This is a genomic window from Sphingomonas trueperi (assembly GCF_040545665.1).
GTDB classification, from domain to species: Bacteria; Pseudomonadota; Alphaproteobacteria; order Sphingomonadales; family Sphingomonadaceae; genus Sphingomonas; species Sphingomonas trueperi_B.
In genome coordinates, this window is sequence record NZ_JBEPMH010000004.1 from 381,788 (window position 1) to 407,025 (window position 25,238).

The window sequence follows — 25,238 nt, forward strand, 5'->3', positions numbered from 1 at the left end:
CGACGATACCGAATCGTTGCTACGCGCATACCAGCTTAATGTTGCGATTGGTTCAGAGGTCAAATTGCGGCTGCTCGAATAGGCCGACACGGCCGAGCGCGGAGTTTCTTGTGAATTGATAGTTCGCGTAGGGGGCGACGACTTCCTGATCAGACTTGTGATTTTCGATGATGATGAACTGCGCGCGGTCTTTGAGGCTGTCGAGATGCTTGTAGAAATGGCGCGCCACGTCTGCTCCGCGCAGGGCGATCTCATCATCTTCGAGTGCGCCATAAGGCGATTCTTCTTCCGCCGGCCGAAACGCGACCAACGGTGAATCCAGTATCACGAAACCTGGGTGCGGGCGGTGGTGCTCCAGACAATAGACCAGCACCCCGACCTTGAAGGCGGCGTGCAGCAGCGCGCGCACGCCGGCACCGTTGTCGCGCCGCCGCTTGCCATCGACAACGATATCCTGATCATCCTTGGCAAAATGTAAGGCGTCGCCGCCGGGGTAATTCCAGGCTGTCAGCACGCTCTGGATCGATTTCGAGAGATCATGCGCCTCGCTTTGGGTTAGGTCGAGGTTTACGTCGATGCCGTCGGCCCGCTGGCGCACCCGGACAGATTCGCTACGCAGCCGTCCAATCCGGGCTTCGAGCGCCGCGAGATTGTTGCGGTTCTCGAGATCGCCCTCGAGCCTGCGCACCCGTCCATTCGCGGCACTAATGGATCGACGAGCATCCAGTTCGCGCTGTCGGGCGTCGTCACGATCCTCGGCCTTCTCGGCGCGAAGAGCGAGAGCGCCATCGAGCAGATTTTGTGTGGCGGTGAGCTCGTGCTGGGCCGCGCCGATGACTCCATCCAACTCAAACGCTTCAGCGCTGATCTTCGCGATTTCGGCGGCTACCGCGCGGCGCTGCTCCTCGACATGGGCTAGCCCATGATCGTGGGTCTGATGCTCCGGCTCGGCTCCGCACAGCGGACAATTTACGCCGGCGAAGCGCTGGAGGAGGAAGCTGCCCTCCTCCAATCCCTGTAGCCGTTCAATGTCGGACCCGTAGATCGATCCGAGCTCCTCGAACCGGACGATAAGAAGCCTGAGCTCGGAAATGCGGCTGTTAAGAGTCTGGATCTCGCCATCCATCTCGCGGAGCGATGCATAAAGGCCGTCCAGTTCCTCCTGGCGACCGGACAGGACGGTGAGCGCTTGCTCGCTCTCTTCTTCCGCGAGCGCGAGATCAGAACGGATCTGCTCACTATCGACGGTCTCATCGATCAACTGGCGCAGGTCGTCAGCCATTTGCGACAGGAGTTCGATCTTGCCGTCGCGCGCCGCCTTGAGCTCATCGGCCGATCGGACGGGCTCGATCGAGGCGCCATCCACGCCGGTCAGAACGAACTTGATCAGGCCTTTGTCTTCAGAGGTGATCGTCGTGTTGTGCGCGAGCAAAATGCTGCGCTCGTCAATCATCCTCGTCTCGTCAACGAGCAGATATCGCATCAGCAATCGCAGCGAGAACGGGCCTTTCTGGGCGCGCTCATTCTTGAGTAGCTGCGCGTCGCGGAAGCCGACTTCGCCGAGCAGCATCCGCGAGACATTGGGCCCATTAACATGCTTGCGCGATAGCGTCTCGAACCCATCGGCGCTCGCGCCGAAATCGAGCTGGTGACCTTCAGCCTTATAGATGTCGCCGCCGAGAGCCGAGCAGCGCAGGGATATCTTCCGTGCACCGGGCAGCGTCAGCCAGAGGAGGTAGTTATCGTAGCCCTTGCCCTCGGGCGGCAACGTCGGCTTGTCCCCGCCAAGCACATAGTCGATTGACTTGCGGACGAACGACTTCCCGCTGTTGGAAGCGCCCCAGATGATATTCACGCCATCATGGAACGGAAGCACGGTCGGCTTGCGCTCAGGGCCGGTGAAGATCAGCGCGTCAATCCGGATTCGCTTGCGATCGTTGGTCATCGCGCGCGCCCTCCGATCATCTCCTGCGACCATCGGTCGATTTTGGACCTGAGATCGCGCAGAAAGGTAGCCTCGCCGCGGTCGCGTGCCTGTGTGGCGAGCCAATTGGCGGCGGCAACCAGTTTCCGATTATAGTCGGTGCTCAGCAGATCGAGCATGGCGGCGGCGGCCTCGTGGGTATGGAATAGAATGCCGGACGCGGTTGGAATCTGCTCGATGAGCGACGAGCGCATCATCAGCGCAACGCCCTGCTCGATGAGATGGCGGCGCACGAAATATTCCCCACCGCGAGCGCTGATGTCGGGATGGATGCTCTCCGGGCCGCCGGCATCCGCGGTGTGGACGAGGAAATAGTCCAGCAGCGAAATGGTCGCGATATCGAATTGCGCCGGCTCGAACGCCTCCAGGATGATGACCGCGCGAAGTCCTGCTTCGAGTGGCGTATTGAACAGCGCCGGGCCGACATCAGCTGCCATCATGCCCATGGCATCGTGCCGATATTCGCGAGGTGATGACAAACCCCCTGCCTGACCGCCGCCGTGACGCGATTGTGGCGGCCCAAAGCCCCCGTGATCGGAGCGGTCGCAGCAACGGTCATCACATCGGTCAGTCGGCTGTACAGCGGTGCCCCATCCATCGCGTGATAGCGGTCGATCACTGTCGCGTGTACATCCTCATCGACGGCATCGATCTGTGCCGCCGGAAGATTGTCGCGGAAATGACGGCGAAATCCGTTGCGCTCGAGATAGCGCCGTCGTGCAAGGATCATCTGCGGACCAAATTTCGCGTCCGCTGCGACGTGGTCATGATCTGCAAAGGCGATCCCGCTCGCCTGGGTGAAGACGGTGACGAGCTGACCGACGTAAGGCCGCTCCTCGTCCGAAAGCTCGGCGGGCACATCGCAGTCCCTCAACCGTGGAGCTTCGCCGGGATCGATATCGACATGCTCATGCAGAACCGCGCGCATATGCGGCTGCTCGACCAGCTCGCTGGCCTTCCAGAGCTCGACCTTGCTGAAGTCATAGGCCCTGACCGCCGCCTCTATCTCGGGGGTGAGCGGGCAATCCGTCTTGGAGATCCGCTTGAGGCAGTAATCGTTCCAAGTCTTCACCAGAAAATCCGCAACCAGCGACGGCCTGTCGATCAACTTCTTGACAGGGCGAACGGCGGAATTCGGGGACACGAAGATATATCGCGTCGGCACAGTGAACTCGCCCGCGCAGGCATAATGAAAAATCTTGCCGAGCTCGACCGCGAATTCCCCGGATCCGAGCGGATCCTTCAGATGCTTGCACTGATAATTGTGCCACGCGCCATCGTATCTTTGCGCCGACAGAAACCCCACGGCATCCCGGCCCATATCGGCAGACGCGGTCGGACGCTCGAAACCGTGATAATCGCCCCGGAGCCGGGCGAGCCACTTCTTCACCAAGTCCTCAAGCTCGCTGTCGGTCAGGTTCAGGATCACCCGATCCTCGTTGAACGCCATAATTCCCTCTGCCTGACGGACTTGTGCAGGTTCGATCCTAGCGGTTCGTTATCCGCTTTGCGGCCGCTATGGCAACATGAGGATGTGCCGCTCAAGCGGGAGGCGCAGGGCGTGCTGTAATTGGATTGCCGAATCGCATGCGGATGACCAATTCCTGCGGGAGCAGACGTTCATGCGCTTGCCGCGGAATGTCTTGAACTGGTCGTGTGCCGTCGAAAGGGAAAGCAAGGTATGCTTCCCCTTTTGCGGGCCTATGGCTTGGCGGCCACCGGAAGGCGGAAGGGCGCGCCGAGACGATTGAACGCGTTCATTGCTGCGATAGCAAGCGTGAGATCGACCAAGTCCTTCTCGACGAATGTGGCGGCAGCGGCGGCGTAGGCTTCGTCCGAAGCATGGGTCGTGCTGACATTGGTCACTTCCTCCGCCCAAGCCAACGCTGCTCGATACTGGTCAGAAAACAGATGCGGCACCTCCGCCCAGACGGGGATCAGCGCGACCTTGTCGATCGCCATGGTCTTGAGCAGATCGCGCGTGTGCATATCGATGCAATGGGCGCAGCCGTTGATCTGCGACACACGCAGAAAGACCAGATGGATCAGCTCTTCGGGAAGACCCGTTCTCGTTGTCACATAACGGTGGATACCGAACAGAGCCCTGGCGCCTTCAGGCGCGACTTCGGACCAGTTCAATCGCTTCATTTCGGCCATGTTGCTTTCCTTGTCACCGCGCCGACCATCGGCACTCGGTGGCTTGACGAGAGACACAATCGCATCGTGACATTATCCCGAACATTTTTTCGAGTTTGTGGTCACCCATGTCACACTGGCCTTGTCCACCTCGTCAGGCAGGCAGGTACTTGCATGGGAGATATGGAGATGAAGATTGTTGTCATCGGCGGAACCGGACTGATCGGCCGGCCCCTTGTCGAACTGCTGCGAGCCAAGGGCCATGAAGCAGTCGCCGCATCGCCCAGCACCGGCGTTGATGCCCAAGCCGGCACAGGCCTAGCTCCGGCGCTGACAGATGCTGCGGTGCTAGTTGATGTCAGCAATGCTCCTTCGTTCGAGGATGCGGCCGCTCTCGCCTTCTTTCGCGGTACCACGGCGAACCTGCTGGAAGCGGCCCGCGACGCCGCGGTGCGCCACTTCGTCGCGCTCTCGGTCGTCGGCACCGATCGCCTTCAAGCTTCGGGCTATTTTCGTGCCAAGCTGGCGCAGGAGCAGCTGATCGCCGCTGGCGGCGTTCCCTACACGATCGTGCGGGCCACCCAGTTCTTCGAATTTCTGTCAACCATCGCGGACGGCTATACGCAGGGCGACGCCGTGCACTTGCCGGGCATCGCGCTCCAGCCGGTTGCTGCCGCCGACATCTCGGCCCTGCTTGCCGAGATAGCCACGGCTGATCCTGCAGATGGCATCATCGAAGCCGCGGGACCCGAGCGCGCGCCGCTTGCGGAATTCACCGCCAGCTGGCTTGGCGCGCGAGATGATCCGCGCCGGATTGTCGTCACCGACGATCGCAACTATTTCGGCGCCGCCGCCAACGACCACACGCTGGTACCTGGAGAGGACGCGCGGATCGCGCCTACGCGTTTTGATGCGTGGCTCGCCGCTCAGTCGCAGGGACAGGCGGCATGAACAGGCGCCATCCTATCGCGCTGGCCTTAGCGCTCGGTCTCGGGGCCATAGCCAATGGCTTGTTCATGCTGATCTCGCCCGCCAACTGGTACTTCGCGGTCCCGGGCGTCACCACCACCGGCCCGTTCAACCAGCACTTCCTTCGCGATATCGGACTGGTCTTCCTTCTGATCGGTATCGCGATGCTGACCGGTGCCGCACGGTCGGCGGCACGCGTCACGCTGTGGTCCCTAGCTGCGCTCTGGCTTGGGGGCCACGCGCTGTTCCATTTCTGGGAGGTGGCGGTGGGCATCTGCGGCACGGGCGCGCTGGTTCAGGATTTTCCTGCGGTGACACTTCCGGCTATACTGACGGCCGCTCTCGCCCTGTGGGCGTGGCGCGATGCGGCAGGCGGCAGTCACCGATCGCATCCGGTGGAGGACTCTCGTGCCGCCCAGTGACAGACGCCTCGCTGATTTCGAGGCCGAGCGGCCAAGACTGCTGCGTCTTGGCTATCGGATGCTCGGATCAGTCAGCGAGGCAGAGGATGTCGTTCAGGAGGCCTGGCTGCGATGGGCGGCAAGGGCGGAGAGCGTTGACACGCCGGCGGCCTATCTAACCCGCGTTGTCACGCGTCTCTGCCTCGACCAGCTAAAGTCCGCCCGTGCGCGCCGGGAGACCTACGTCGGCGCATGGCTTCCCGACCCGCTGATGGGCACGACAGAGGCGGAGGAAACGATCGCCGATGACGTGACGCTCACTCTGATGCTCGCCATGGAGCGCCTGTCCCCGCTGGAGCGTGCCGCCTTCCTGCTTCACGACGTGTTCGACATGGCGCTGACCGAGGTCGCGACGACATTGGGGCGCGAGCCTGCAACCGTCCGGCAGCTTGCCTCGCGTGCGCGCAAACACGTGCAGCATGCGCGGCCACGTTTTACCGTACAGGCGGCGGAGGCTGATCGGATCGCGCGAGCCTTCTTTGCTGCTGCCCGCGACGGTGACACGGTCGCATTGTCAGCACTGCTGGCGCGCGACGTCGAGATCCATTCCGATGGCGGCGGCAAGGTCATCGCTTTCCGCAATGTGGTGCGCGGAATCGACCGAGCGCTTCGCCTGTTCGCCGGGTTGCGTCGCAAGTACACGTCAGCGCCGACGCTGCTACGCACCGCGACCATTAACGGCCTGCCCGGCTACATCAGTATCGATCGTGGCGACGTGCTCCAGACCACTGCGCTCGATGTACGCGATGGCCGCATCATGGGGATCTATATAGTTCGTAATCCCGACAAGCTCCGCCATCTGGCGGCAGCTTTCGGCACAGGCGGTCATCCACAGCACGGCCACTGAAGGTCGTGAATTGGTCGCCACGTGCCGGGAGCGATGCGCCCACGATGGTGGTCGGCGGATATCCCGGAGGAAGGTGGAAAGGCTGAGTCTGGGGTGCGAATCAGACACTCGCCAGAGTCCCGCCAGCCGCGGATATCGACGCTGTGGGGCCCTAGAACAATCCGTGAAGTCCGCCGATTTCCAGCTATGGTTTTGCAGTAAATTTGCAGTAAATTGCACTTTCGTGCAGCCATTCAGCAGTCAAGCCTCTGAAAAGGCTGGTGACCCCTACGGGACTCGAACCCGTGTTTTCGCCGTGAGAGGGCGCTTTCTCAGCACGGGTTAGAAGCCTTTGTTGGAAAGTTTGCGCGGCAGCTCTCATGATGCAGATGGCAATTGCCAATATTCTCGAAAGGAACCAGGTTCGAGAATGGCGGGCAGCACGATTTTGTACGATCGGCTCAATCCAATCGTATGTGTCGTCAACCCGCATGGCCGATCAGAACCGCGCCTGTTGCAACTACCAGGCAGGCCGTAATCCGATAGCAGCTCAGGCGTTCGCAAAGGAAGATGCGTCCAATCACGGCGGCGAAGACGACGCTTGTCTCGCGCAGCGCCGACACTGGTCCCATCGCGCCACGAGCCATGGCGAAGATGACGATGCCGTACGCCAGAAGCGAGGCAAGCCCACCACCAGCCGCTACCAGCATCTCCTGTCGCCCGCGCACGAGGGTGCGGGCATCGCGCAGCATGATGTAGCTCGCTGGCGCGAGCAGGCCCCACGACAGGCACATCCATACGGTGTAGCCCAGCGGTGCGCCTGACAACCGGACGCCCAGCCCGTCGGTCACGCTGTAGGCGCCGATGAAGCAGCCGGTTCCTAGCGCGAAGAGCAAGGTTTTTCGCCCGATGGCTCGGCCTTGGAAGGCCAGTGCGACGATCCCGCCCGATACCAGCAGCACGCCCGTCAGGCTGAGTACGTCGGGCAGCTCGCGCGCGAAGATTGCCGCGCCGAGCGAAACCAAAAGCGGCGAGGCTCCGCGCGCGATCGGGTAGGTCTGCCCGAGATCACCTTCCCGGTAGGTCCGTACAAGGAAGAGGTTGTATCCGGTATGGAGCAGCGCTGACAAGGCAACACAGCCCCAACTCGCCCTTGCGGGAACCGGTAAGAAGGGGGCCATCAGGGCACAGGCAACCGCGATGGCGATGCACATGACCGTCATCGACCAGAGCCGGTCGCCGCCTCCGCGCAGAAGGGCGTTCCAGCTCGCATGGAGGACCGCAGCGACCAGGACGATCAGGCTGATACCGATGGACATGAGGGTCCTCGGCTAGCCGCATAGCCAAGCGCCGCGCATTACCGCGTCGCTTTCGTTCGCGCGGTGAGCTTGTTGCCGTCAGGATCCCGGAGATAGGCAACAAAGACACCGTTCGGGCGCTCGCACGGTGGCGTTTCTATGGAGGTGCCACCATGCGCGGTGGCGGCCTCGTGCCATGCGCGGACATGGTCCGCGCTCAGGGCGGCAATGCCGATCGTTCCGCCATTGGCCGCCGTCGCCGGGTGGCCGTCGATCGGTCGGGTGATCATCAATCTTCCACCGTCGTGTTCGTAGATGAGCCGGCCTCTCTCGTCCTTCTCGCCCGATTTGCCGCCCAGCGCCGCAAAAGTTGCGTCATAGAAGGCTCTGGATCGTGCCAGGTCGTTGCTACCGATCATGATGTGCGTGAACATATGTTTTCCCAAGATTGGCTTTGAAAACAGGGAATTATCGGTGGCTTTTTCGCTGCTTCGTCCGAGCTGCGTCAAGGGCGAGAATGGTCGGCGGATAGCTCCGCCGACCCAGGAGGGACCTTATTGCCGGCTATCCTGATAGGCTTCTTCGGGACGGACCCGGCTAAGCGTCGTCACTTCGATGAAGTAGCCGCCTTTTGCCCGGAAATAGAAGCACCAAGCGCCGTGCGCATCGCGCGGCGCCTGCGTTTTCCATCCGTCCCCGCGCAAGCGGGCATGCATGGCATCCACAGCATCGCGGGTCTCTTGAATGAAGCCTATATGCAGTATGTTGAGCTGTTTGGGGTAGTCGAAGCCGTCGAGCTTGTTTTCGAAGTGATTGATGATCAACACCAGCCCGTCGTCATCCTGCAAGATCGCCATCTTTGTGCCGCGCACAACGAGCGTGCGCAGGCCGAAATACTGCTCGAACATCGCTCGATCAGCTTCGACATCATCGCTGTATAGGTTGAGGTGGTTCAGCTTCATGGTCATGCCTTTCCGTTGGTTAGACGGACACGAGCCGATCGCGATCAGACAACGACGACCGGCCACGCACGAGGTGAACCCTCGCTGTGTCCGGCCATGGCCAAGAGCGGCGTGACCCGCTCAAGCTTGACTGTCTCCCGGGAGACCGCAGGTTGTCACCATACCTGCATCGCTGTCTTTTTAGGCGCGTTGCAATTTAGAGGGCTTAGTCTGAGCGTCAAGCCGGAGACGGGTCTTGCGCTAAGCAACCTCCGGCCAGGTTGCCGACGCTTCCGAGGTTTAGGCGATCCGAGCCGGGGGGCACTTCCCAAGATATGGCATCGAGCAAACATGGCGTTACACATACATGCCCCCAAAGATGTCATTCTTCCCACCCGCCTCCCAGCGCGAGGAAGAGATCGATCTGTCGATCGACGACACTGGCGCGGGCGCGGGACAAACTTGCCTGGGCATCGGCGTACCCGGCCTGTGCGTTCAGGACGTCGAGGAAGGGCGTGCGGCCGAACCGCTGGAGCCTGTCGGCATCACGGCTGGCACGAAATGCGGCGTCTGCCGCTCGTTCCAGATCCCGCAGCCGGTCCGTCGCCCGGGCATATGCCGATAGCGCCGTCTCGGTCTGTTGCAGCGCGAACAGCACGGCGCCATCGAAGCCCGCCAGCGCAGCGTCTGCATCGGCACCGGCCTGGTCGATCCGGGCACGGACCGCTTTCCTGTTCGGGAACGACCACGACACGAGCGGGCCGAGGCTGAACCCGAACGAAGTCGATCCCAAAGCGCGACCTATCGAAGCAGCCGTGCCTGCCGATCCGCCGATGCTGACCCTCGGGTAGAGCTCGGCCTCGGCGATGCCGATGCCCGCAGTGGTCGCCGCGAGCACGCGCTCGGCCCCTCGCACGTCCGGGCGACGCCGGAGCAGCATCGCACCGTCCCCGACCGGGATCGGCCGCGCAAGCGCCGGGATCGTGGCGCAGGCCTCGAGTTCGCGTGGATAGTCGGAAGGCGTCCGGCCCATCAGCGCGGCCAGTTCGAACAACGCGGCCTTTCGGTCGGCAAGGATGTCCGGGAGGGCTGCCTCACTGGCGAAGGCGGCGGCGCGTGCCCGGTCGATGTCGAAGCGCGTCCCGCGTCCCCGGCGCGCCGTGCGCACCGCCACTGCCAAGGTCGCGCGCTGGATCGCGGCGATGTGCTGCGCCGCTGCTAAGGCCACGCCATCGGTGCAGACCCGTGCATAATTCCGGGCAATGGCTGCCGCGACCACGACGCGCACCTGATCGCGCGCCGCCACCGCCACTTCTGTTTGCGCCGAAGCAGCCTCGATCCCGCGCCGGATGCCGCCCGCGAGATCGAGCGGGTAGCTGGCATCGAAGCCGAGCGCGTAGCTGAACGGCGCCGGCAGGGAGGCAGTAGGGCCGCCAATCCGACCGCCCGATGCCTGGCCGCTCAGGCCGGTGGTTATGGTCCGCTCGGCGGCGGCTTCGCGAAAGATTGCGCTCGCGCGGCGGAGATTTGCATCGGCAGCGCGCAGATCAGTGTTGGCGGCCAGCGCCTCCTCGACATAGCCGTCGAGCCGGGGATCGCCGTAGAGCCGCCACCAGCGCGGCGGCAACGCGGCCTGCGACACGCTCCTATCATTGATTCCCAGAAACGGTGCCGCCGCTTCGGGTCGGTTGACGATCGAGGCCTGGGGAATGCGATAGTCCGGCCCGGCGACACAGCCGGCGAGGAGCAGGGCGGGGAGGGTGGTGACGACGCGCTTCACGACCGCCGCCCTCCTGCCGGCGCGGCGAGGGCGGGAAGGAGCTCCACGGTCGCCGTTCGCCCCGCGATCAGGCGGGTGCCGGCAGGCACCCGGTCGATATGCACGCGAACGGGAATGCGCTGGGCAAGCCGAACCCAGGAGAAAGTTGGTGCGACCTTCGGCAGCAGATTGCCTGTATTGTCGCGCTGATCGTCGGCGATCGCGGCGGCGATGCTCTCAACATGCCCAGCGATCTCGCCATCCTCTCCCATCAATCGGACGCGCGCACGGTCGCCGATCGCCACCCGGTGCAGCTTGGTCTCTTCGAAATAGCCCTCGACCCGCAACGAGGCCGTGTCGACCAACGCCATCGCCTGCGCGCCCGCGGCAAGATAGTCGCCGGGGTGGATGTCTAGGTTGGTGACGATGCCCGCCACGGTGGCGCGGATTTCGGTCCGCTCGATATCGACCTTGGCGACATTGCGGTCGGCGATGGCGCGGGTCAGCGCGGCCTCCGAAGTCCGGACCCTGGCGGCGCTCTGTTCGCGCGCCTCGGTCGCGACGAGGTCGCCCAACGCGACGTCGCGGCGCGCCTCCTTGCGCGCCTGTTCGAGCTGCGCCCGCGCCTCTGCAATGGCGGCGTCCGCGCGCTCGATTGTCGCGGCAAGACGCGGCCGGTCGAGCACTATCAGGAGTTGCCCGGGCCGGACGGTCTGGTTGTCGCGAACCGTTACCTGCGTCACCAGCCCGCCGACGTCGGTCGAGACGCGAACGACATCTGCGCGGATGCGGCCGTCGCGCGTCCAGGGCGTCTGTTGGTGCCGGTCCCAGAGTTGCCAGCCGACCAGCGCGGCAATAGCGACGACGGCAAGCGTGATGCCGTAGCGCGCGAGGACGGAGAGAATGGACTTCATAACAAGGATCCGGTCACAGGGTGGCCCGCAGGAGCAGGCCGTAGAGGAGGAGGAACACGGCGATCTCGGTGAGCGCCGGCCAGGCGAGGCGGCGCGACAGGCCGGTGACGGCGAAGAGCCGCAGCAGGAGTATTGTCGCGATCAGGGCGAGGCAGGCGAGCGCCAGCAGTCCCGGTACCAGGACGCCGGCAATGTCGAGGTCGCGGATCATGCCGCGCGCTTCGGATCGGTTGCGGCTGCGGCAGTTAGCGCAAAGCGGAGGTCGAGCAGCGGATCGAGCAGCCGCCACCTGCCTTCGTCCGCGTCGGCCGCGACACGCGCGATCAGCGTTTTGAGGCGCTGGTCCAATGCAGCGAGCGCGTCGGCATTGCCATCGCGCCCGTCTGCTACGCTCTCGGCGAGCGCCCCGAGCAGTTGCCGCGCCTGCTGGTCGATGGCGCCGACCGCAGGGTCCAGCGCGCGACGCAGCCCGGCGACCGCATGCCCGATGCGGAGATGGCGCAGCATCGCGTCGAGCGTGTCGGTGCGCGAGCGCCTCGACGCGGCAAGCCGCGGCAGGAGGAGGGCGGTGCGGTCGACCATCAGGCTCGTCCAGCCCGCCTCGGCTGGGCCATGGCCGCGCGCGCGCCGGGCGACGTCGCGGCGGCTCAGCCGCAGCAGGCGATCGATCGCCGCATCGGCAGGCAAGGTCTGGAGCAGGGTCATGCTTGCCGCCCCGAACGCGGTTGCCACGAACAACGCCACGCTGCCGTTGAGCGCATCGGCAAAATCGCCGCTATACTGTGCACCCAGCCCGGAGAGGATCGGGATCGTTAGCGTGATGCCCAGCGCCATATAGGCCGTGGCCGGCCGCGCCTGCAGCGATCCGCCCCAGAGGAAGGCGGGGGCGAGCACGGCGACCAGCGTTGGGAAATCCGTGACGCGCGGCAGGATGACGAAGCTGAAGGCTAGGCTCAGTATCACGCCGTAGAGCGAGCCCAGCATGTATTTGCGCACATTGGGCGCAGGCGCGTCGACATTGCCGAAGAGCGCGCAGGTAACGCCGAGCACCGATACCGCCAGCCCGCCGTCCGGCCAGGCCGACCAGATCCAGAACAAGCAGCCGGTCAGGATGCCGAGGGTCGCGCCGGTTGCAGCACGTGCGGCCATAAGCGGGTCGCGGTGATGGACATAGCCCGTTGCTGACATGCCACTGAACCGCAGTGTGCAATTTCGGGCCGGACGGGTGTTCGCGAACTCGCGCCCCAGCAGGTCACCCTCGTGGAGCAGCCCGACCAGTTCGGCGAGGTGGCCGGCGAGATTGCCGGTCTGCAGCCGTCCCTCTTGCGCCGGTTCGGCATAGGCCTCTGCTCGTAGCTGATGCGCGCGGTCGATCAGATGGCGGGCGGTGGCGTCCGACTCCGGCGAGGGCGCAGCGTCGATCCACTGGTCGATGGCGTGCAGCAGCGCCGCCAGCGCTTCGTCGTTGTGCATCGCTGCCAGCCGGGCCTCGATCTCCGTCGCCAGCGGGAGCAGCCGCGCCAGCCGATCGTGGAGGTGCCGCAGCGTCGCACGGCGTGGGCGGGCGATCGCCGGGTCGTAGGGGAGATGCATTGCCAGCCCGTTCAGGGCGAGCAGATCGAGCGCCAGCCGGTGGCGGTCGGCCTGCTGTCGCGGGTCCGTTTCGCCGCGCAGTAGGTCGCCGGCCAAACGCCGTGCATGGCGCAATGTCGCTGTTACCTTGGCCACGAGCTGGCCGGTCATTGGCCGGGGCAGCAGGAAGCGGTGGATCAGCACAGCACAGAGAATGCCAAGCCCGATTTCCTGCACGCGGACCAGCGCGGTGTCGAAGATCGCGTCCGGTTCGGCGACGCCGGGAAAGCCGATCAGGCTGGCGGTATAGCCGGCCAGCACGAAGGCATAGGCGCGCGGCGTGCGGTCGAGCAGCGACAGGAACAGGCAGAAGCCGATCCAGCCGGCCAGCACCAGGCTGCAAATGATGGGCTCGGCGACAAAGGTAGGAAGGATCACCACCGTCGCCGCAGCGCCGATCAGCGTGCCCACCATGCGGTAGACGCCGCGGCTGAGCGACGCACCGGCCGAGCCTTGCGACACCAGATAGGCCGTGATGATTGCCCAGGACGGGCGGGGAAGCCCGATGCGCAGGGCGATATAATAGGCCAGCATCGCCGCCGCGAAGGTCTTGGCGGAGAACAGCAGCGCCTCCGCATCGGCGCGCAGCGCCGGCGCGCGCAGGAACGTGCCGATCGGCGGCAGCGTCAGTCGCGGCCCGACCCAACCATAAGTGTAAAACAGCCAGATACCCATCGGCTTGTTGATAACGATTCTTAGATCGTTATAAATTCGGTATCCTGACAATCAGTCCCTGAATTCGGTCAATCGCATGCTGTCCCCGCAACCCGCCATCGCCGCCTTCGATCCTGACGCGACCGACCGGCCTGCGATTGCCCGCAATCTCGATTTCGCGGACTATGCCGCAGAGGTGCCCGCGCATGTGCACCGCAAGGGGCAGATGATCCTGGCGCTGCATGGTGCGGTCACTTGCACCGCGGACGACCAGCTCTGGATCGTACCGCCGAACTGCGGAGTCTGGATTCCGGGGGGCACGCCCCACAGTGCCCGCGCCACGCTCAACGCGCGGCTGAGCTATCTGTTCGTCGAACCGGGGGTGGCAAGCCTGCCGGACCATTGCTGCGCGTTGTCGATATCCCCGATGATCCGCGCGATGATCGATCGACTGACCGAGGAAGGCGCCAGCTATCCGCCGGACGGCCATGCCGCACGGCTGGCGCGCGTGCTGCTCGATGAATTGGCCGAGATGCCGCACGAACGGTTCAATCTGCCGGTTTCGACCAACCCGAAAATCCGGGCCATTGCCGATGCGCTAACGTCCAACCCGTCGGACCGCGCTACACAGGCGGAATGGGCGAAGCGCGTGGCGTTGGGCGAACGGTCATTGTCACGGCTTATGATCCGCGAAACCGGTCTCACCTTCGGTCGCTGGCGCCAACAGCTGCATCTGATCATCGCGCTTCGGGAGCTGGCAGGAGGGGCATCCGTGCAAGGCGTGGCTGCGGATCTGGGCTATGAGTCCGTCAACGCGTTCATCACCATGTTCCAGAAGGCGTTGGGCAGTACGCCCGCGCGCTTCTTCGCCGGAAGGCGGCAGAATCGGGCTTAATCTTCAAGATCGCGGAGCGGACCAAAATTCTGGCGGGAGGATAGGTCGGACGTGCGCCTTCAGCCACTTGCGTCCGCACGTGCATATTTGACGTATATTTGACAAGTTTGCTGCTGATCCAGCTAAGCCATTGAAAATTGGCGCACCCGACAGGATTCGAACCTGTGGCCTCTGCCTTCGGAGGGCAGCGCTCTATCCAGCTGAGCTACGGGTGCCTGGAAAGCGGCGACTAGCAAAGCCTTTCGCCGAACGCCAGCCCGTTTCGGCAGGCCGCTGCGCAAAAGCTCAGGCCGGCGCGACGGCCTTCTTCGCCTTGGGAGCGGGCGTCTTCGGCTTGAACGCGCAGAGCTCGGCCACCGGGCAGCGCCAGCATTCGGGCGTGCGCGCCTTGCAGATGTAGCGGCCGTGGAGGATCAGCCAGTGGTGCGCGTGCAGCCGGAAGGGGTGGGGGACGACCTTCTCCAGCTTGAGTTCCACCGCCAGCGGCGTCTTGCCCGGCGCCAGTCCGGTGCGGTTGCAGACGCGGAACAGATGGGTGTCGACCGCGAAGGTCTCCTGCCCGAAGGCGACGTTCATCACCACATTGGCGGTCTTGCGGCCGACGCCGGGCAGCTGCTCCAGCGCGTCGCGATCGGCGGGGACCTCACCGCCATGGTCGCGGAGCAGCGCCTCCGAAAGCGCGATGACGTTCTTGGCCTTGGTGTTGAACAGGCCGATCGTCTTGATATGGTCCTTCAGCCCCGCCTCGCCGAGCGCGACCATCTTCTCGGGCGTGTCGACCTGCGCGAACAATGCGCGCGTTGCCTTGTTGACGCCGGCATCGGTCGCCTGGGCGGAGAGCACCACGGCGACGAGCAGCGTATAGGTGTTGACCGATTCGAGTTCGGTCTCGGGGTGCGGATTGTCCGCCGCCAGCCGCGCGAAGAACTCGACGACCTGCGCCTTCTTCACACGCCGAGCACCTCGGCCATGGTGTAGCGACCGGCGTCGCGCCCGGGCAGCCACAGCGCCGCACGGATCGCGCCCTTGGCGAAGATCGCGCGATCGTCGGCGCGGTGGGTGAGCTCGATCCGCTCGCCGTCGCTGGCGAAGACCACCGTATGGTCGCCGATCACCGACCCGCCGCGCAGGCTGGCCATGCCGATCGTGCCGGCGGCGCGCGGGCCGGTGAGGCCGGCGCGGTCGCTCACCCCGGCTTCGGACAGCGTGGTGCCCATCGCCTCGGCGGCGGCGGCGCCCAGCATCAGCGCGGTGCCCGAGGGGGCATCGGCCTTGTTGCGGTGGTGCATCTCGACGATCTCGATGTCCCAGTCCGCTCCGAGCCGTGCGGCCGCCTCCTGCACCAATCGCGAGAGCAGGCCGATGCCGAGCGAGGTGTTGCCGGTCTGCAGCACGGCGATCTCCGCCGCGGCGGCGTCGATCATCCGGTGGTGGCGCTCGGCGAGGCCGGTGGTGCCGACCACGATCGGCGTGCGCGCGGCACGCGCAGCGGCGAGGTTCGCCTCCAGCGCGGCGGGGGCCGAAAAGTCGACCAGCACATCGGCCTTGCGCGCAAGCTCGGCGGGATCGTCGCCCACGTCCGCGCCGCCTGCGAGGCGGGCGCCGAAATCGGGAAGGGCGGCGGCGATCGCCTGGCCCATCCGCCCCATGCTGCCGTAGATGCCGATGCTGGTCATGCTGCGGGCTGTTGCACGATCCCGGCTCGAAACGACAGATGCTATTTTTGCGGATCGTCCGGCTTTTTCTTCTTGGCCCCCAACGGAATCCGCAGGGTCACGAAGGCGGCGGGGACCGAGGCGATGCCGGCGCTTTGCTGCTGCGCCTCGGCGCGCACCTCGCCGCCGCCGGGGAGGCGGAAGCTGGGATCGAGCGCGCGGCGCTGGGGCGGCGCCGCGAGTTGCGGGCCGATGCGGTAGCGATCGGGTTCGTCGCGCTTGCAGACGACGATCTCGTTGGGATCGGTGGGGACCACGCAGCGCTGCTGGGTGAGCGGGCGCGAGACGATGCCGGTGCCGTCGTCGTCGCCGGCGGGGCCGCGTGCCTGTTGCGGCAGCAGGATCGCGAGGAGGGCGAAGGCGAGCAGGGCCATGGATTTGTCTCCGATCCTTGAGCGATCAGAGAAACCGGACTTTGCGGCGCCGGCATGGCGGGCCTAGGGTCGCAGCATGGCCAGTATCCGCAATCTCGTGATTCTCACCGGCGCCGGCGTCTCCGCCGAGAGCGGCATCGCGACCTTTCGCGGCCCGGGCGGGCTGTGGGAGGGGCACCGCGTCGAGGATGTCTGCACGCCCGAGGCGCTGGCGCGCGACCCGGCCCTGGTCCACCGTTTCTACGATCTGCGGCGCGCCGCGCTTGAGACGGTCGAGCCCAATGCTGCGCACCATGCGCTGGCGCGGCTCGACGCGGCATGGTCAGGCCAATTGCTGATCGTGACGCAGAATGTCGACGACCTGCACGAGCGCGCGGGGGCGACGCGGCTGCTCCATATGCATGGCGAGCTGCGCTCGGCGCTGTGCGCGGCCTGCGGCGTGCGCGAGCGCTGGGAGGAGGCGCTCCCGCCCGAGAGCGAATGCCCGAACTGCGGCATGCTCGCGCTGCGGCCCGACATCGTCTTCTTCGGCGAAATGCCGTACGAGATGGAACGCATTGAGGCGGCGATTGCCGACGCGGACCTGTTCGTCTCGATCGGCACCTCGGGCGCGGTCTATCCGGCGGCGGGGTTCGTCCAGACCGCGCGGCACCATGGCGCGGCGACGCTCGAGATGAACCTGGAGCCCTCCGGCGGCAGCCACTGGTTCGAGGAGAGCCGGATGGGGCCGGCGGGCACGCTGGTCCCGGCCTGGGTCGACGAACTGCTCGCCACGGCCTGAGGCCCGCAACATCGCGCTGGCATTGCGCAGCATCCTGCGGAAGGATGGCGCCAAGGTGTCGCGACAGGCGCCAGCGATCAGGGAGAGGCGGGCGATGCCCCAGCAGGCGATCTTCATTACCGGCGGCGCGTCGGGCATCGGGCGGGCGGTGGCGGTGCTATTCGCGCAGCGCGGCTGGCGCGTCGGGTTGGCCGACGTCAACGCGGCGGGGCTGGCGGAGACGCTGGCGATGCTCCCGGCGGGCAGTGCCACGACCCACCAGCTCGACGTACGCGACCGCGACCAATGGGTAGTGGCGCTTGCCGATTTCGCGGCTGCGAGCGGCGGGCGGATGGACGTGCTGTTTGCCAATGCCGGGATCGGCACCAGCGGGCCCTTCGCCACCACGCCGCCGGCCGAGCTGGAGCGCTGCGTCGCGATCAACCTGCTCGGCGTGGTCCACGGTGCGCATGCCGGCTTCGAGCTGCTCGCCGCGACGCCGGGATCGGTGATGCTGATCACCAGCTCGGCGGCGGGGATCTACGGCACCTCGGGTGCGGCGATCTATTCGGCGACCAAGTTCGCGGTGCGCGGGCTGGCCGAGGCGCTGGACGGCGAATGGGCCTCGGCCGGGGTGAAGGTGCGCACGCTGATGCCCTCGTTCATCGACACGCCGCTGCTCGACCAGCCGGCGGGCGGCTCCAACCAGCATATCCGCGAGAATGTGCGCCGCGCCGGGCTGGAGATCACGCCGGTTGGCGAGGTTGCCGAGGCCGCCTGGGCGGCGGTGCACAGGACCGTGCTCCACACTCGCGTCGGCAAGACGGCGCGCAAGCTGTGGTTCGCGGCGCGCTGGATGCCGGGCGCGCTGCGCAAACAGGCACAGCGCAGCCGGCTCGGGCGCCGCTAGGCTTGGCAGGCGCGCCGGGTTCGCGATACGGGCAACGCTCGCGTACCAATGGCAAGGGGAAAGCAGATGAAGACGGGGGTGCTGATCGGGCTGGGCCTGCTGGCAACGGTGCCGGCACAGGCGCAGGTGAAGTCCACGGATCCGCAATCGGTGGTCAAGGCGCTGCAGGATGCCGGCTACAAGGCCGAGCTGTCCAAGGACAGCGACGGTGACCCGATCATCCGCAGCGGCGCGCAGGGCTATAAATACACCATCTTCTTCATGAGCTGCGACAAGGGCCGCAACTGCGGCGACCTCCAGTTCTACGCCGGCTGGACCGACAAGCTGACGCCCGAGCGCGCCAATGCCTGGACGCAGAAGCATCGCTTCGCCCGCGTCTATTCGGACGACAAGGGCGAGGCGGCGATCGAGTACGACCTGAACTTCGAGGACCAGCCGATGACCACCGCGCTGTTCCGCAAGAACCTGGAGCTATGGGACTCGCTGGTCGGCAGCTTCGTCGACTATATCAACGAACCGGACGAGACCCAGAAGAAGTAGGACACGGGACGGGCGGTTCAGAACAGCCCGTCATCGTCCTGCAGACCGTTGCTCGACCCGCCCGAGCCCGGCAGCGCGAACCGGCCATTCATCTCGCGTTCGCGCGCCATGGTGTAGCTGCGGGCCATGCCGTCGAGCTGGCCTGAAAGTGCTGCGGCGACATCGCCCTGCGGCGCCGCGCAGGGGCTGCCGAACAGTTTCAACTGGAGCACCGCGCTGCGCAGCATATCGCCGAAGGCGGCTTCGCAATCGACGTTCTTGGTGCTGCTCTCGAGGATGCGGTGCACCGCCGCGGCATCTTCGCCCAGCCCGGCCAAGCCCTCGCGCACGCGCACGGCGCCTTCATGGATGCAGGCGAGCGATTCGGTGAGCGCCGCGGCGGGGTCGGCGCCTTCCTCGGCCCGCGGATCGCGTAGCGCCGTCACTGCGGCGACCATCGCCTCCACCGACTGGCGGATCTCGCCCGAAATCGTCGCCAGCGTCGTCGCGAAGCCGCGGATCTCCGAGGCGACCATCGCCAGTGCCTTGCCTTCGTCACCGAGGCGGTGGCAGCGCAGATCGGTGTTCCACGCCATCAGGTGCACGTCCTCGTTCACCCGGTGCGCCACGCGCAGCCGCTCGGCGAGGCGCTCGGCGCTGTCCGAGGTCGAGCCGCCCAGCGCCTGTGCCTTGGCATCGGCGTCGCGCAGCCGCGCGGTGACCTGCGCCACATCGGCGATGCTCTTTTCCAGCGCGGCGAGGAACACGCCGCCATCGTCGCGCCGTTCGCGATCGCCCTCGGCCTTGATCTCCAGCAGCTGCGCCGCGCTCGGCGCGATGCCGTGCAGGCTTTCGGCGAGCCGCTGCGACTCGCGGTGGAAGGCCTCGACCGTGTCCGAAGTCTGGGCGGCGAACAGCGCGACCATATGGCCGATGACCGAGATCGCCGCGGCGGGATCGGCGCGGTCGCGATAGGCGATCAGCGCACGGATACCGGCGGCGATATGCTCCAGCCGCTGGCGCGTGATGTCGCCGATCTGCATCGCGTCGATCGCGGTCGCCACCTGGCCGTGGATCTCGCGCGCGACGACGGCAATGCGCGCAGCGCGGGCGGCATCGGCCGCCTGGTGGCGCTGCAGCGCCTCGGCATCCTCGGCGAGCTTGCGCGGCACGTGCGGGATCACCTTGGCGCATTCGGCGGCCAGCTGGCGATCGACTTCGATCAGCGCCGGGATGCTGGCGGTGAGCCGCTCGATCTCGGTACCGATGCCGCCGATCTCGATCTCGCCCACGTCGAGCCGGACGTTCATCGTGTCGGCGAAATCGGCAAAGCCGTTGCGGCCCGCCGCCGCCACCTTGATGTTGAGCCCGCAGATCCGCAGGAAATCGAGCGTCCGCTTGATCTGCGCGATGTGGTGCGCGAGCGGCCGTGCGCCGGCGGCGATCCGTTCCAGCCCGGCCTGCCGCGTCGCCTGCACCGCGGGCAGCCGTTCCAGCCGTTCGGCGGTGGTCCGCATGTTCCGCACGGCCGCTTCGGCGGCATCGCGGCCCAGCGCATGGGTGATGCTCTCCAGTGCGGCGATCAGCCGCTCGCCGATCGCATGCGCCTGCGCCAGCGCCTCGCCTGCGGAGACGAAGCGCGAATCGAGATTGCCGGCGACCTGGCGCAACGTCGCCTCGATCTCCGCCAGCGACAGCTCCGATTCGGGATTGGGATCAGGAATGGGCGCGGCGTACATGGCCGTCTCCTTGGCATGCGGTCCTGGGGCCGGGGCGAGGACGGATCCAGCGCTGGTACTGCGGACAAGGGCTGCTCCGTCGGGCATCGGCATCCGCGCGGGCGGCGTGCCCGTGCAGCATCCGACGCAAGGATCGTCGGTCCGGCGACTAGCAGTCCGAATTCTTAGGACCGCTTAACGCGTCGGCGGGATGCGCCGAAGAATGCGCGGGACAGGCTCTGCTGCTGCTGGCCCTTTGGCTGCGCATCGGCTAGGCGGTGCGCAATCATGCTCAATCTGACCGACATCACGGTGCGCCTGGGTGGCCGCACGATCATCGACGGCGCCACCGCCAAGCTGCCGCCGCGCGGGCGCATCGGCCTGATCGGCCGCAACGGCGCCGGCAAGTCGACGCTGGTGAAGGTGATCGCCAGCCAGCTCGAACCCGATGGCGGCAGCGTCGACATGCCGCGCGGCGCCAAGCTCGGCTATATCGCGCAGGAAGCGCCGGGCGGCACGGCCACGCCGTTCGAGACGGTGCTCGCCGCCGACATCGAGCGCGCCGCGCTGCTCGAGGAGAGCGAGACCAGCCACGATCCCGATCGCATCGGCGAGATCCACGAGCGGCTGATCGCGATCGACGCGCATGCCGCCCCCTCCCGCGCCGCGCGCATCCTGGTCGGCCTCGGCTTCGACGAGGACATGCAGCACCGCGAGCTGGAGAGCTTCTCGGGCGGCTGGCGGATGCGCGTGGCGCTGGCCAGCCTGCTCTTCTCGCAGCCCGACCTGCTGCTGCTCGACGAGCCTTCGAACCACCTCGATCTCGAAGCGGTGCTGTGGCTGGAGGACTTCCTCAAATCCTATCCCGCGACGATCCTGCTCGTCAGCCATGAGCGCGACTTCCTCAACAACGTCGTCGATCACATCCTGCATCTGGAGCGCGGCAAGCTGACGCTCTATCCCGGCGGCTATGACGCGTTCGAGCGCCAGCGCGCCGAGCGCCAGGCCCAGCTCGCCGCCGCGCGCGTCAAGCAGCAGGCCGAGCGCGAGAAGCTGCAGGACTATATCGCCCGCAACTCGGCGCGCGCCTCCACCGCCAAGCAGGCGCAGAGCCGGCAGAAGGCGCTGGCCAAGATGCAGCCGATCGCCGAGCTGGTCGACGATCCCTCGCTCAGCTTCGACTTCCCCAATCCCGACGAGCTGCGCCCGCCGCTGATCACGCTCGACATGGCCAGCGTCGGCTATGGTGACACGCCGATCCTGCAGCGGCTCAACCTGCGCATCGATCCCGACGATCGCATCGCGCTGCTCGGTCGCAACGGCAACGGCAAGACGACGCTGGCCCGGCTGCTCGCCGCGCAGCTGACGCCGATGGACGGCGCGATCAACAGCAGCGGCAAGATGAAGGTGGGCTATTTCACCCAGTATCAGGTGGAGGAGCTCGACCGCGACGATACGCCGCTGCAGCACATGACGCGCAACATGGCGGGCGCGAGCCCCGGCGCGGTGCGCGCGCAGCTCGGCCGCTTCGGCTTCTCGGGCGACAAGGCGACGACCAAGGTCGGCAAGCTTTCGGGCGGCGAGCGCGCGCGCCTCGCGCTGGCGCTGATCACCCGCGACGCGCCCCATCTGCTGATCCTCGACGAGCCGACCAACCACTTGGACGTCGACGCGCGCGAGGCGCTGATCCAGGCGCTCAACGGCTATTCGGGCACCGTCGTCGTGGTCAGCCACGATCGCCACATGCTGGAGATGACGGCGGACCGGCTGGTGCTGGTCGACCAGGGTACCGCGAAGGAATTCGACGGCAGTCTGGACGATTACATCGCCTTCGTGCTCTCGAAGGATTCGGGCGGCGGCGGCAAGGGTGGTGCGTCGAAGGCCGATCGCAAGGAAGCCCGCCGCGCCGCTGCCGAGGCGCGCGAGAAGGGCACCGCGCTGCGCAAGGCGGCCAAGGCGGCGGAGACCGAACTTGCCAAGCTCCAGGCGCAGCTTTCGGCGCTGGAAAAGGCGATGTTCGATCCGGCCAATGCCGATGCCGCGCTCACCAAGCTGACCATGACCGACCTGATGAAGCGCCGCGCCGAGGTAAGCGCGCAGATCGAGACGGCGGAGCTGACCTGGATGGAAGCCAGCGAGGCGCTGGAGGGTCTCGGGGGCTAACCAAAGATCCTCCCCGGAACGGGGAGGGGGACCATGCGCAGCATGGTGGAGGGGGATCGCAGCGAGTGAATCCGGTGGGGAGGCCCCCCTCCACCACCGCCTTCGGCGGCGGTCCCCCTCCCCGTTCCGGGGAGGATCTAGATCACGCGATCGTGGGCACGATTCCGCCTTCCACCCGAATCGCGGCACCATTGGTGATCGCCCCCAGCGGGCTGGCGAGCAGCGCCACCTGCGCGGCGATTTCCTCGGCCTCGATCAGCCGGCGGATCAGCGAGAGCGGGCGCAGCTTGGCGAAGAATTCGGCCTCGCGCTCGGCCTCGGGCGCGTCTTTGTTGTCGACCACCGACCGGATGAACTCGACAATGCCTTCCGAGCGCGTCGGCCCCGGCAGCACCGAATTGACCGTCACGCCCGTGCCGCGGGTCTGCTCGGCGAGGCCGCGCGCGATCGCGAGCTGGGCGGTCTTGGTCATGCCGTAGTGGATCATCTCGCTGGGGATCACGAGCCCGCTCTCGCTGGCGATGAACAGCACCCGGCCCCAGTCGCGCCCCAGCATCCGCGGGAAATAATGGCGGGCGAGCCGCGCGCCGCTGACCACGTTCACCTCGAACAGATGGTGCCAGTCTGCGTCGCTGATCTCGGTGAACGGCTTGGCTTCGTAGATGCCGAGATTGTTGACGAGGATGTCGGTATCCGGAACCGCGGCGATCAGCGTCGCCGCGCCTTCCGCCGTGGCGGGGTCGGCGAGCACGGGGTTGACGGTGCCGAGCCTGGCGATGCGCGCGGCGGCCTCGTCAAGCTTGGCCTGGCTGCGGCCGGTGATCGTCACCGCCACGCCTTCCTGGGCGAGCCGTTCGGCGATGGCGAGGCCGATGCCGGCGGTGGAGCCGGTGACGAGGGCGGTCTTGCCGGTGAGCTGCAGATCCATGGGGGGTATCTCCTTCCAGTGTCGCAACGGAAGGTAGGCGCCGCCCGCATTGCTGAGTAGATTGCCGGTCAGCATCACAGAAGTGCATCGGAATCACGGATGGACAATCGGCTCGGCGAGATGGAGATGTTCCTGGCGGTGGCGGCCGAGGGCAGCCTTGCGGGTGCCGCCAAGGCGCTGCGCATCACCCCCTCTGCCGTCAGCCGCGGCATGGCGCGGCTGGAAGCGCGGCTCGGCGTCCAACTCGCCACGCGCACGACCCGCGCTCTGGCGCTGACGCCGGAAGGCCAGGCCTATCATGCCCGCGTCGCCGGGCTGATGGCGGAGATCGACGCGATCGAGCACAGCTTCGAGCGCGACCAGGTCCCGCGCGGACCACTGCGGGTCAACGCCTCGGTGCCGCTGGGCATGCAGTTCCTGATCCCGATCCTGCCCGCCTATCTGCGCGCGCATCCGGGGGTGACGGTGGACCTCACCCTGTCCGACGCGCTGGTCGAGCTGGTCGAGGAGCGGGCCGATGTCGCGATCCGCGTGGGGCCGTTGCGCGATACCGGCATCAAGGCGGCGAAGCTCGGCCGCAGCACGATGGCGGTGGTAGCCAGCCCCGACTATCTCGCCGGCTGCGGCACGCCCCGGCACCCGAATGACCTCGATCGCCACACCTGCCTGCGCTTCAACTTCCGCCGCTCGATCGACAGCTGGCCGTTCCGCATCGACGGAACCGTTGTCCAGCGGACGATGGACGGGCCGTTCCTCGCCAATTCGGGCGAGGCGGTGCGGCTGATGGCGCTGGCCGGCGGCGGCATCGCGCGGATGGGGCGCTTCCATGTCGCCGCCGATCTCGCGGCCGGACGGCTGGTCGAGCTGCTCGCGGCGTTCAACCCCGGCGACGGCGAGGACATCCACGCCCTGTTCGTCGGCCATGACCGGCTGGCACTGCGGGTGCGCTCCTTCGTCGACTTCCTCAAGGCGGAGCTGGTCCTCTAACCCGCCGTTAACCTTGTTCCGCTAGCCCGAAGCGGCCCCGCCGGGCGTGGTGCAAGGACCGGCCAGTTGAACGACATTCGCGTACTCGACAATTTCCTCGGCGACGAACGGCGCCAGCGCGTCTGGGACTATCTCGACCAGCCGGGCTGGGCGCATGGCGCCTATTCCTCGGGTGCGCCTGATGCGCCGCGCTATTTCTACAAGCATTTCGCCGGCTATCAGAAGAGCGCGCAGGAGGATCGCGATCCCAAGGCGATCGGCAACGAGTTGCAGGCCGCCGCACCGTTGATCGCCGAGGTGTGGGAGGCGCTGCTGCAAAAGCCGCTGCGCGCCCAGCGGCTGTCGCGCTGCTATGCCAACCGCATGCCGGCGGGCGTCGGCGGCGGCGTGCATCTCGATTCGGACTGCAAGGACCACCTTACCGCGATCTATTATCCGCAAGGCGAGTGGAATGCCGACCAGGGCGGCGAGACGCTGTTCTTCAATCGCAGCGGCAGCGAAGTGGTGAAGGCGGTGGTGCCCAAGCCCGATCGGCTGGTGATCTTCCCCGGCACCATCCCGCACGCCGCGCGCCCGATCTACGCGGTCGCGCCCGAGGCTGCGCGGATCACGCTGATGTTCAAGACGCTGGGCCGCCGCGCCTGACAGATTGCTCCCCCGTGCGACTCCTGTAGAAGCACAGCGAGACAAGTGGG

The 25,238-nt window shown here is 66.2% G+C and carries 26 protein-coding genes and 2 tRNA genes; 10 read left to right on the forward strand and 18 right to left on the reverse strand.

Annotation, left to right across the window (positions count from 1 at the left end; genetic code table 11):
• Positions 1-52: 52 nt before the first annotated feature.
• The 4 genes from ABIC65_RS15165 to ABIC65_RS15180 form a co-directional block, all read right to left on the reverse strand.
• Positions 53-1,945 (reverse strand): hypothetical protein, encoded by a 1,893-nt coding sequence (locus tag ABIC65_RS15165; protein ID WP_354309834.1) that lies wholly within the window; start codon positions 1,943-1,945, stop codon positions 53-55.
• Positions 1,942-2,430 (reverse strand): ABC-three component system middle component 2, encoded by a 489-nt coding sequence (locus ABIC65_RS15170; protein ID WP_354309835.1) that lies wholly within the window; start codon positions 2,428-2,430, stop codon positions 1,942-1,944. Before ABIC65_RS15170 ends, ABIC65_RS15165 begins: the two co-directional genes overlap by 4 nt.
• Positions 2,421-3,434 (reverse strand): ABC-three component system protein, encoded by a 1,014-nt coding sequence (locus tag ABIC65_RS15175; protein WP_354309836.1) that lies wholly within the window; start codon positions 3,432-3,434, stop codon positions 2,421-2,423. Before ABIC65_RS15175 ends, ABIC65_RS15170 begins: the two co-directional genes overlap by 10 nt.
• 251 nt (positions 3,435-3,685) lie before the next feature.
• A complete protein-coding gene (locus ABIC65_RS15180) occupies positions 3,686-4,141 on the reverse strand; it encodes a carboxymuconolactone decarboxylase family protein (RefSeq protein ID WP_354309838.1) in 456 nt (151 codons plus the stop codon).
• A 162-nt stretch (positions 4,142-4,303) separates the two neighbouring features.
• On the opposite strand from ABIC65_RS15180, the gene ABIC65_RS15185 reads away from it, so the two are divergent.
• The 3 genes from ABIC65_RS15185 to ABIC65_RS15195 all read left to right on the forward strand — a co-directional run bounded on the left by ABIC65_RS15185 (position 4,304) and on the right by ABIC65_RS15195 (position 6,397).
• Positions 4,304-5,071 carry an SDR family oxidoreductase gene (locus tag ABIC65_RS15185; RefSeq protein ID WP_354309839.1) on the forward strand — a complete coding sequence of 256 codons (768 nt, stop codon included), beginning with the start codon at positions 4,304-4,306 and terminating at the stop codon, positions 5,069-5,071.
• Positions 5,072-5,136: 65 nt separating this feature from the next.
• Complete coding sequence (locus ABIC65_RS15190) at positions 5,137-5,511, forward strand: hypothetical protein (protein ID WP_354310031.1); 375 nt, start codon at positions 5,137-5,139, stop codon at positions 5,509-5,511.
• Complete coding sequence (locus tag ABIC65_RS15195; protein WP_354309840.1) at positions 5,498-6,397, forward strand: sigma-70 family RNA polymerase sigma factor; 900 nt, start codon at positions 5,498-5,500, stop codon at positions 6,395-6,397. Before ABIC65_RS15190 ends, ABIC65_RS15195 begins: the two co-directional genes overlap by 14 nt.
• A 258-nt stretch (positions 6,398-6,655) precedes the next feature.
• On the opposite strand, the gene ABIC65_RS15200 is transcribed toward ABIC65_RS15195, so the two are convergent.
• From ABIC65_RS15200 to ABIC65_RS15235, 8 genes are all read right to left on the reverse strand, one after another.
• Positions 6,656-6,727: transfer RNA gene (locus ABIC65_RS15200), tRNA-Glu, on the reverse strand.
• Positions 6,728-6,858: 131 nt separating this feature from the next.
• The gene (locus ABIC65_RS15205; RefSeq protein WP_354309842.1) at positions 6,859-7,695 is read right to left on the reverse strand and encodes a DMT family transporter; all 837 of its coding nucleotides are present in this window, start codon (positions 7,693-7,695) and stop codon (positions 6,859-6,861) included.
• Between the two features lie 38 nt (positions 7,696-7,733).
• Positions 7,734-8,108, reverse strand: a complete 375-nt coding sequence (locus ABIC65_RS15210) for a VOC family protein (protein ID WP_354309843.1) — start codon at positions 8,106-8,108, stop codon at positions 7,734-7,736.
• A gap of 120 nt (positions 8,109-8,228) precedes the next feature.
• Positions 8,229-8,642 carry a VOC family protein gene (locus ABIC65_RS15215; RefSeq protein WP_254772415.1) on the reverse strand — a complete coding sequence of 138 codons (414 nt, stop codon included), beginning with the start codon at positions 8,640-8,642 and terminating at the stop codon, positions 8,229-8,231.
• 355 nt (positions 8,643-8,997) lie between these two features.
• Positions 8,998-10,395: an efflux transporter outer membrane subunit gene (locus ABIC65_RS15220; RefSeq protein ID WP_354309845.1), complete on the reverse strand. Its 1,398-nt coding sequence runs from the start codon at positions 10,393-10,395 to the stop codon at positions 8,998-9,000.
• Entirely contained in the window at positions 10,392-11,288 is an 897-nt protein-coding gene (locus ABIC65_RS15225) for an efflux RND transporter periplasmic adaptor subunit (protein ID WP_354309846.1), read from the reverse strand. Before ABIC65_RS15225 ends, ABIC65_RS15220 begins: the two co-directional genes overlap by 4 nt.
• Before the next feature lie 13 nt (positions 11,289-11,301).
• The gene (locus ABIC65_RS15230) at positions 11,302-11,499 is read right to left on the reverse strand and encodes a DUF1656 domain-containing protein (protein WP_093299801.1); all 198 of its coding nucleotides are present in this window, start codon (positions 11,497-11,499) and stop codon (positions 11,302-11,304) included.
• Positions 11,496-13,595, reverse strand: a complete 2,100-nt coding sequence (locus ABIC65_RS15235) for an FUSC family protein (RefSeq protein WP_354309848.1) — start codon at positions 13,593-13,595, stop codon at positions 11,496-11,498. The genes ABIC65_RS15230 and ABIC65_RS15235 overlap by 4 nt, the downstream gene beginning before the upstream one ends.
• Before the next feature lie 76 nt (positions 13,596-13,671).
• Between ABIC65_RS15235 and ABIC65_RS15240 the strand changes: the two genes are divergently transcribed.
• Positions 13,672-14,469, forward strand: a complete 798-nt coding sequence (locus tag ABIC65_RS15240; protein ID WP_093299807.1) for an AraC family transcriptional regulator — start codon at positions 13,672-13,674, stop codon at positions 14,467-14,469.
• Between the two features lie 138 nt (positions 14,470-14,607).
• Here the strand turns inward: ABIC65_RS15240 and ABIC65_RS15245 are convergent.
• The 4 genes from ABIC65_RS15245 to ABIC65_RS15260 all read right to left on the reverse strand — a co-directional run bounded on the left by ABIC65_RS15245 (position 14,608) and on the right by ABIC65_RS15260 (position 16,558).
• Positions 14,608-14,684 (reverse strand) — tRNA-Arg (locus tag ABIC65_RS15245).
• A 70-nt stretch (positions 14,685-14,754) separates the two neighbouring features.
• Positions 14,755-15,420: an endonuclease III gene (gene nth, locus ABIC65_RS15250; RefSeq protein WP_354309849.1), complete on the reverse strand. Its 666-nt coding sequence runs from the start codon at positions 15,418-15,420 to the stop codon at positions 14,755-14,757.
• Entirely contained in the window at positions 15,417-16,145 is a 729-nt protein-coding gene (dapB, locus tag ABIC65_RS15255) for a 4-hydroxy-tetrahydrodipicolinate reductase (RefSeq protein WP_354309851.1), read from the reverse strand. The genes nth and dapB overlap by 4 nt, the downstream gene beginning before the upstream one ends.
• Positions 16,146-16,186: 41 nt before the next feature.
• The gene (locus tag ABIC65_RS15260) at positions 16,187-16,558 is read right to left on the reverse strand and encodes a hypothetical protein (protein WP_354309853.1); all 372 of its coding nucleotides are present in this window, start codon (positions 16,556-16,558) and stop codon (positions 16,187-16,189) included.
• Positions 16,559-16,634: 76 nt separating this feature from the next.
• Between ABIC65_RS15260 and ABIC65_RS15265 the strand changes: the two genes are divergently transcribed.
• From ABIC65_RS15265 to ABIC65_RS15275, 3 genes are all read left to right on the forward strand, one after another.
• Positions 16,635-17,339, forward strand: coding sequence for an NAD-dependent deacylase (locus ABIC65_RS15265; protein ID WP_354309855.1), 705 nt, complete (start codon positions 16,635-16,637; stop codon positions 17,337-17,339).
• Positions 17,340-17,433: 94 nt separating this feature from the next.
• Positions 17,434-18,228, forward strand: a complete 795-nt coding sequence (locus ABIC65_RS15270) for an SDR family oxidoreductase (protein ID WP_354309856.1) — start codon at positions 17,434-17,436, stop codon at positions 18,226-18,228.
• A 66-nt stretch (positions 18,229-18,294) separates the two neighbouring features.
• Positions 18,295-18,768, forward strand: a complete 474-nt coding sequence (locus tag ABIC65_RS15275; RefSeq protein ID WP_354309858.1) for a YbjN domain-containing protein — start codon at positions 18,295-18,297, stop codon at positions 18,766-18,768.
• Between the two features lie 17 nt (positions 18,769-18,785).
• Here ABIC65_RS15275 and ABIC65_RS15280 read toward each other — a convergent pair whose 3' ends face one another.
• Entirely contained in the window at positions 18,786-20,486 is a 1,701-nt protein-coding gene (locus ABIC65_RS15280) for a hypothetical protein (RefSeq protein WP_354309859.1), read from the reverse strand.
• Between the two features lie 267 nt (positions 20,487-20,753).
• Between ABIC65_RS15280 and ABIC65_RS15285 the strand changes: the two genes are divergently transcribed.
• Positions 20,754-22,628 (forward strand): ABC-F family ATP-binding cassette domain-containing protein, encoded by a 1,875-nt coding sequence (locus ABIC65_RS15285; protein WP_354309860.1) that lies wholly within the window; start codon positions 20,754-20,756, stop codon positions 22,626-22,628.
• A gap of 142 nt (positions 22,629-22,770) precedes the next feature.
• Here ABIC65_RS15285 and ABIC65_RS15290 read toward each other — a convergent pair whose 3' ends face one another.
• Positions 22,771-23,556: an SDR family NAD(P)-dependent oxidoreductase gene (locus ABIC65_RS15290; protein ID WP_354309861.1), complete on the reverse strand. Its 786-nt coding sequence runs from the start codon at positions 23,554-23,556 to the stop codon at positions 22,771-22,773.
• 99 nt (positions 23,557-23,655) lie between these two features.
• Here ABIC65_RS15290 and ABIC65_RS15295 point away from each other — a divergent pair, with 99 nt between their 5' ends.
• Together ABIC65_RS15295 and ABIC65_RS15300 are read left to right on the forward strand one after the other, a co-directional pair.
• The gene (locus ABIC65_RS15295) at positions 23,656-24,543 is read left to right on the forward strand and encodes a LysR family transcriptional regulator (RefSeq protein WP_354309863.1); all 888 of its coding nucleotides are present in this window, start codon (positions 23,656-23,658) and stop codon (positions 24,541-24,543) included.
• A gap of 66 nt (positions 24,544-24,609) precedes the next feature.
• Positions 24,610-25,188: a 2OG-Fe(II) oxygenase gene (locus ABIC65_RS15300; protein WP_354309865.1), complete on the forward strand. Its 579-nt coding sequence runs from the start codon at positions 24,610-24,612 to the stop codon at positions 25,186-25,188.
• Positions 25,189-25,238: the final 50 nt, after the last annotated feature.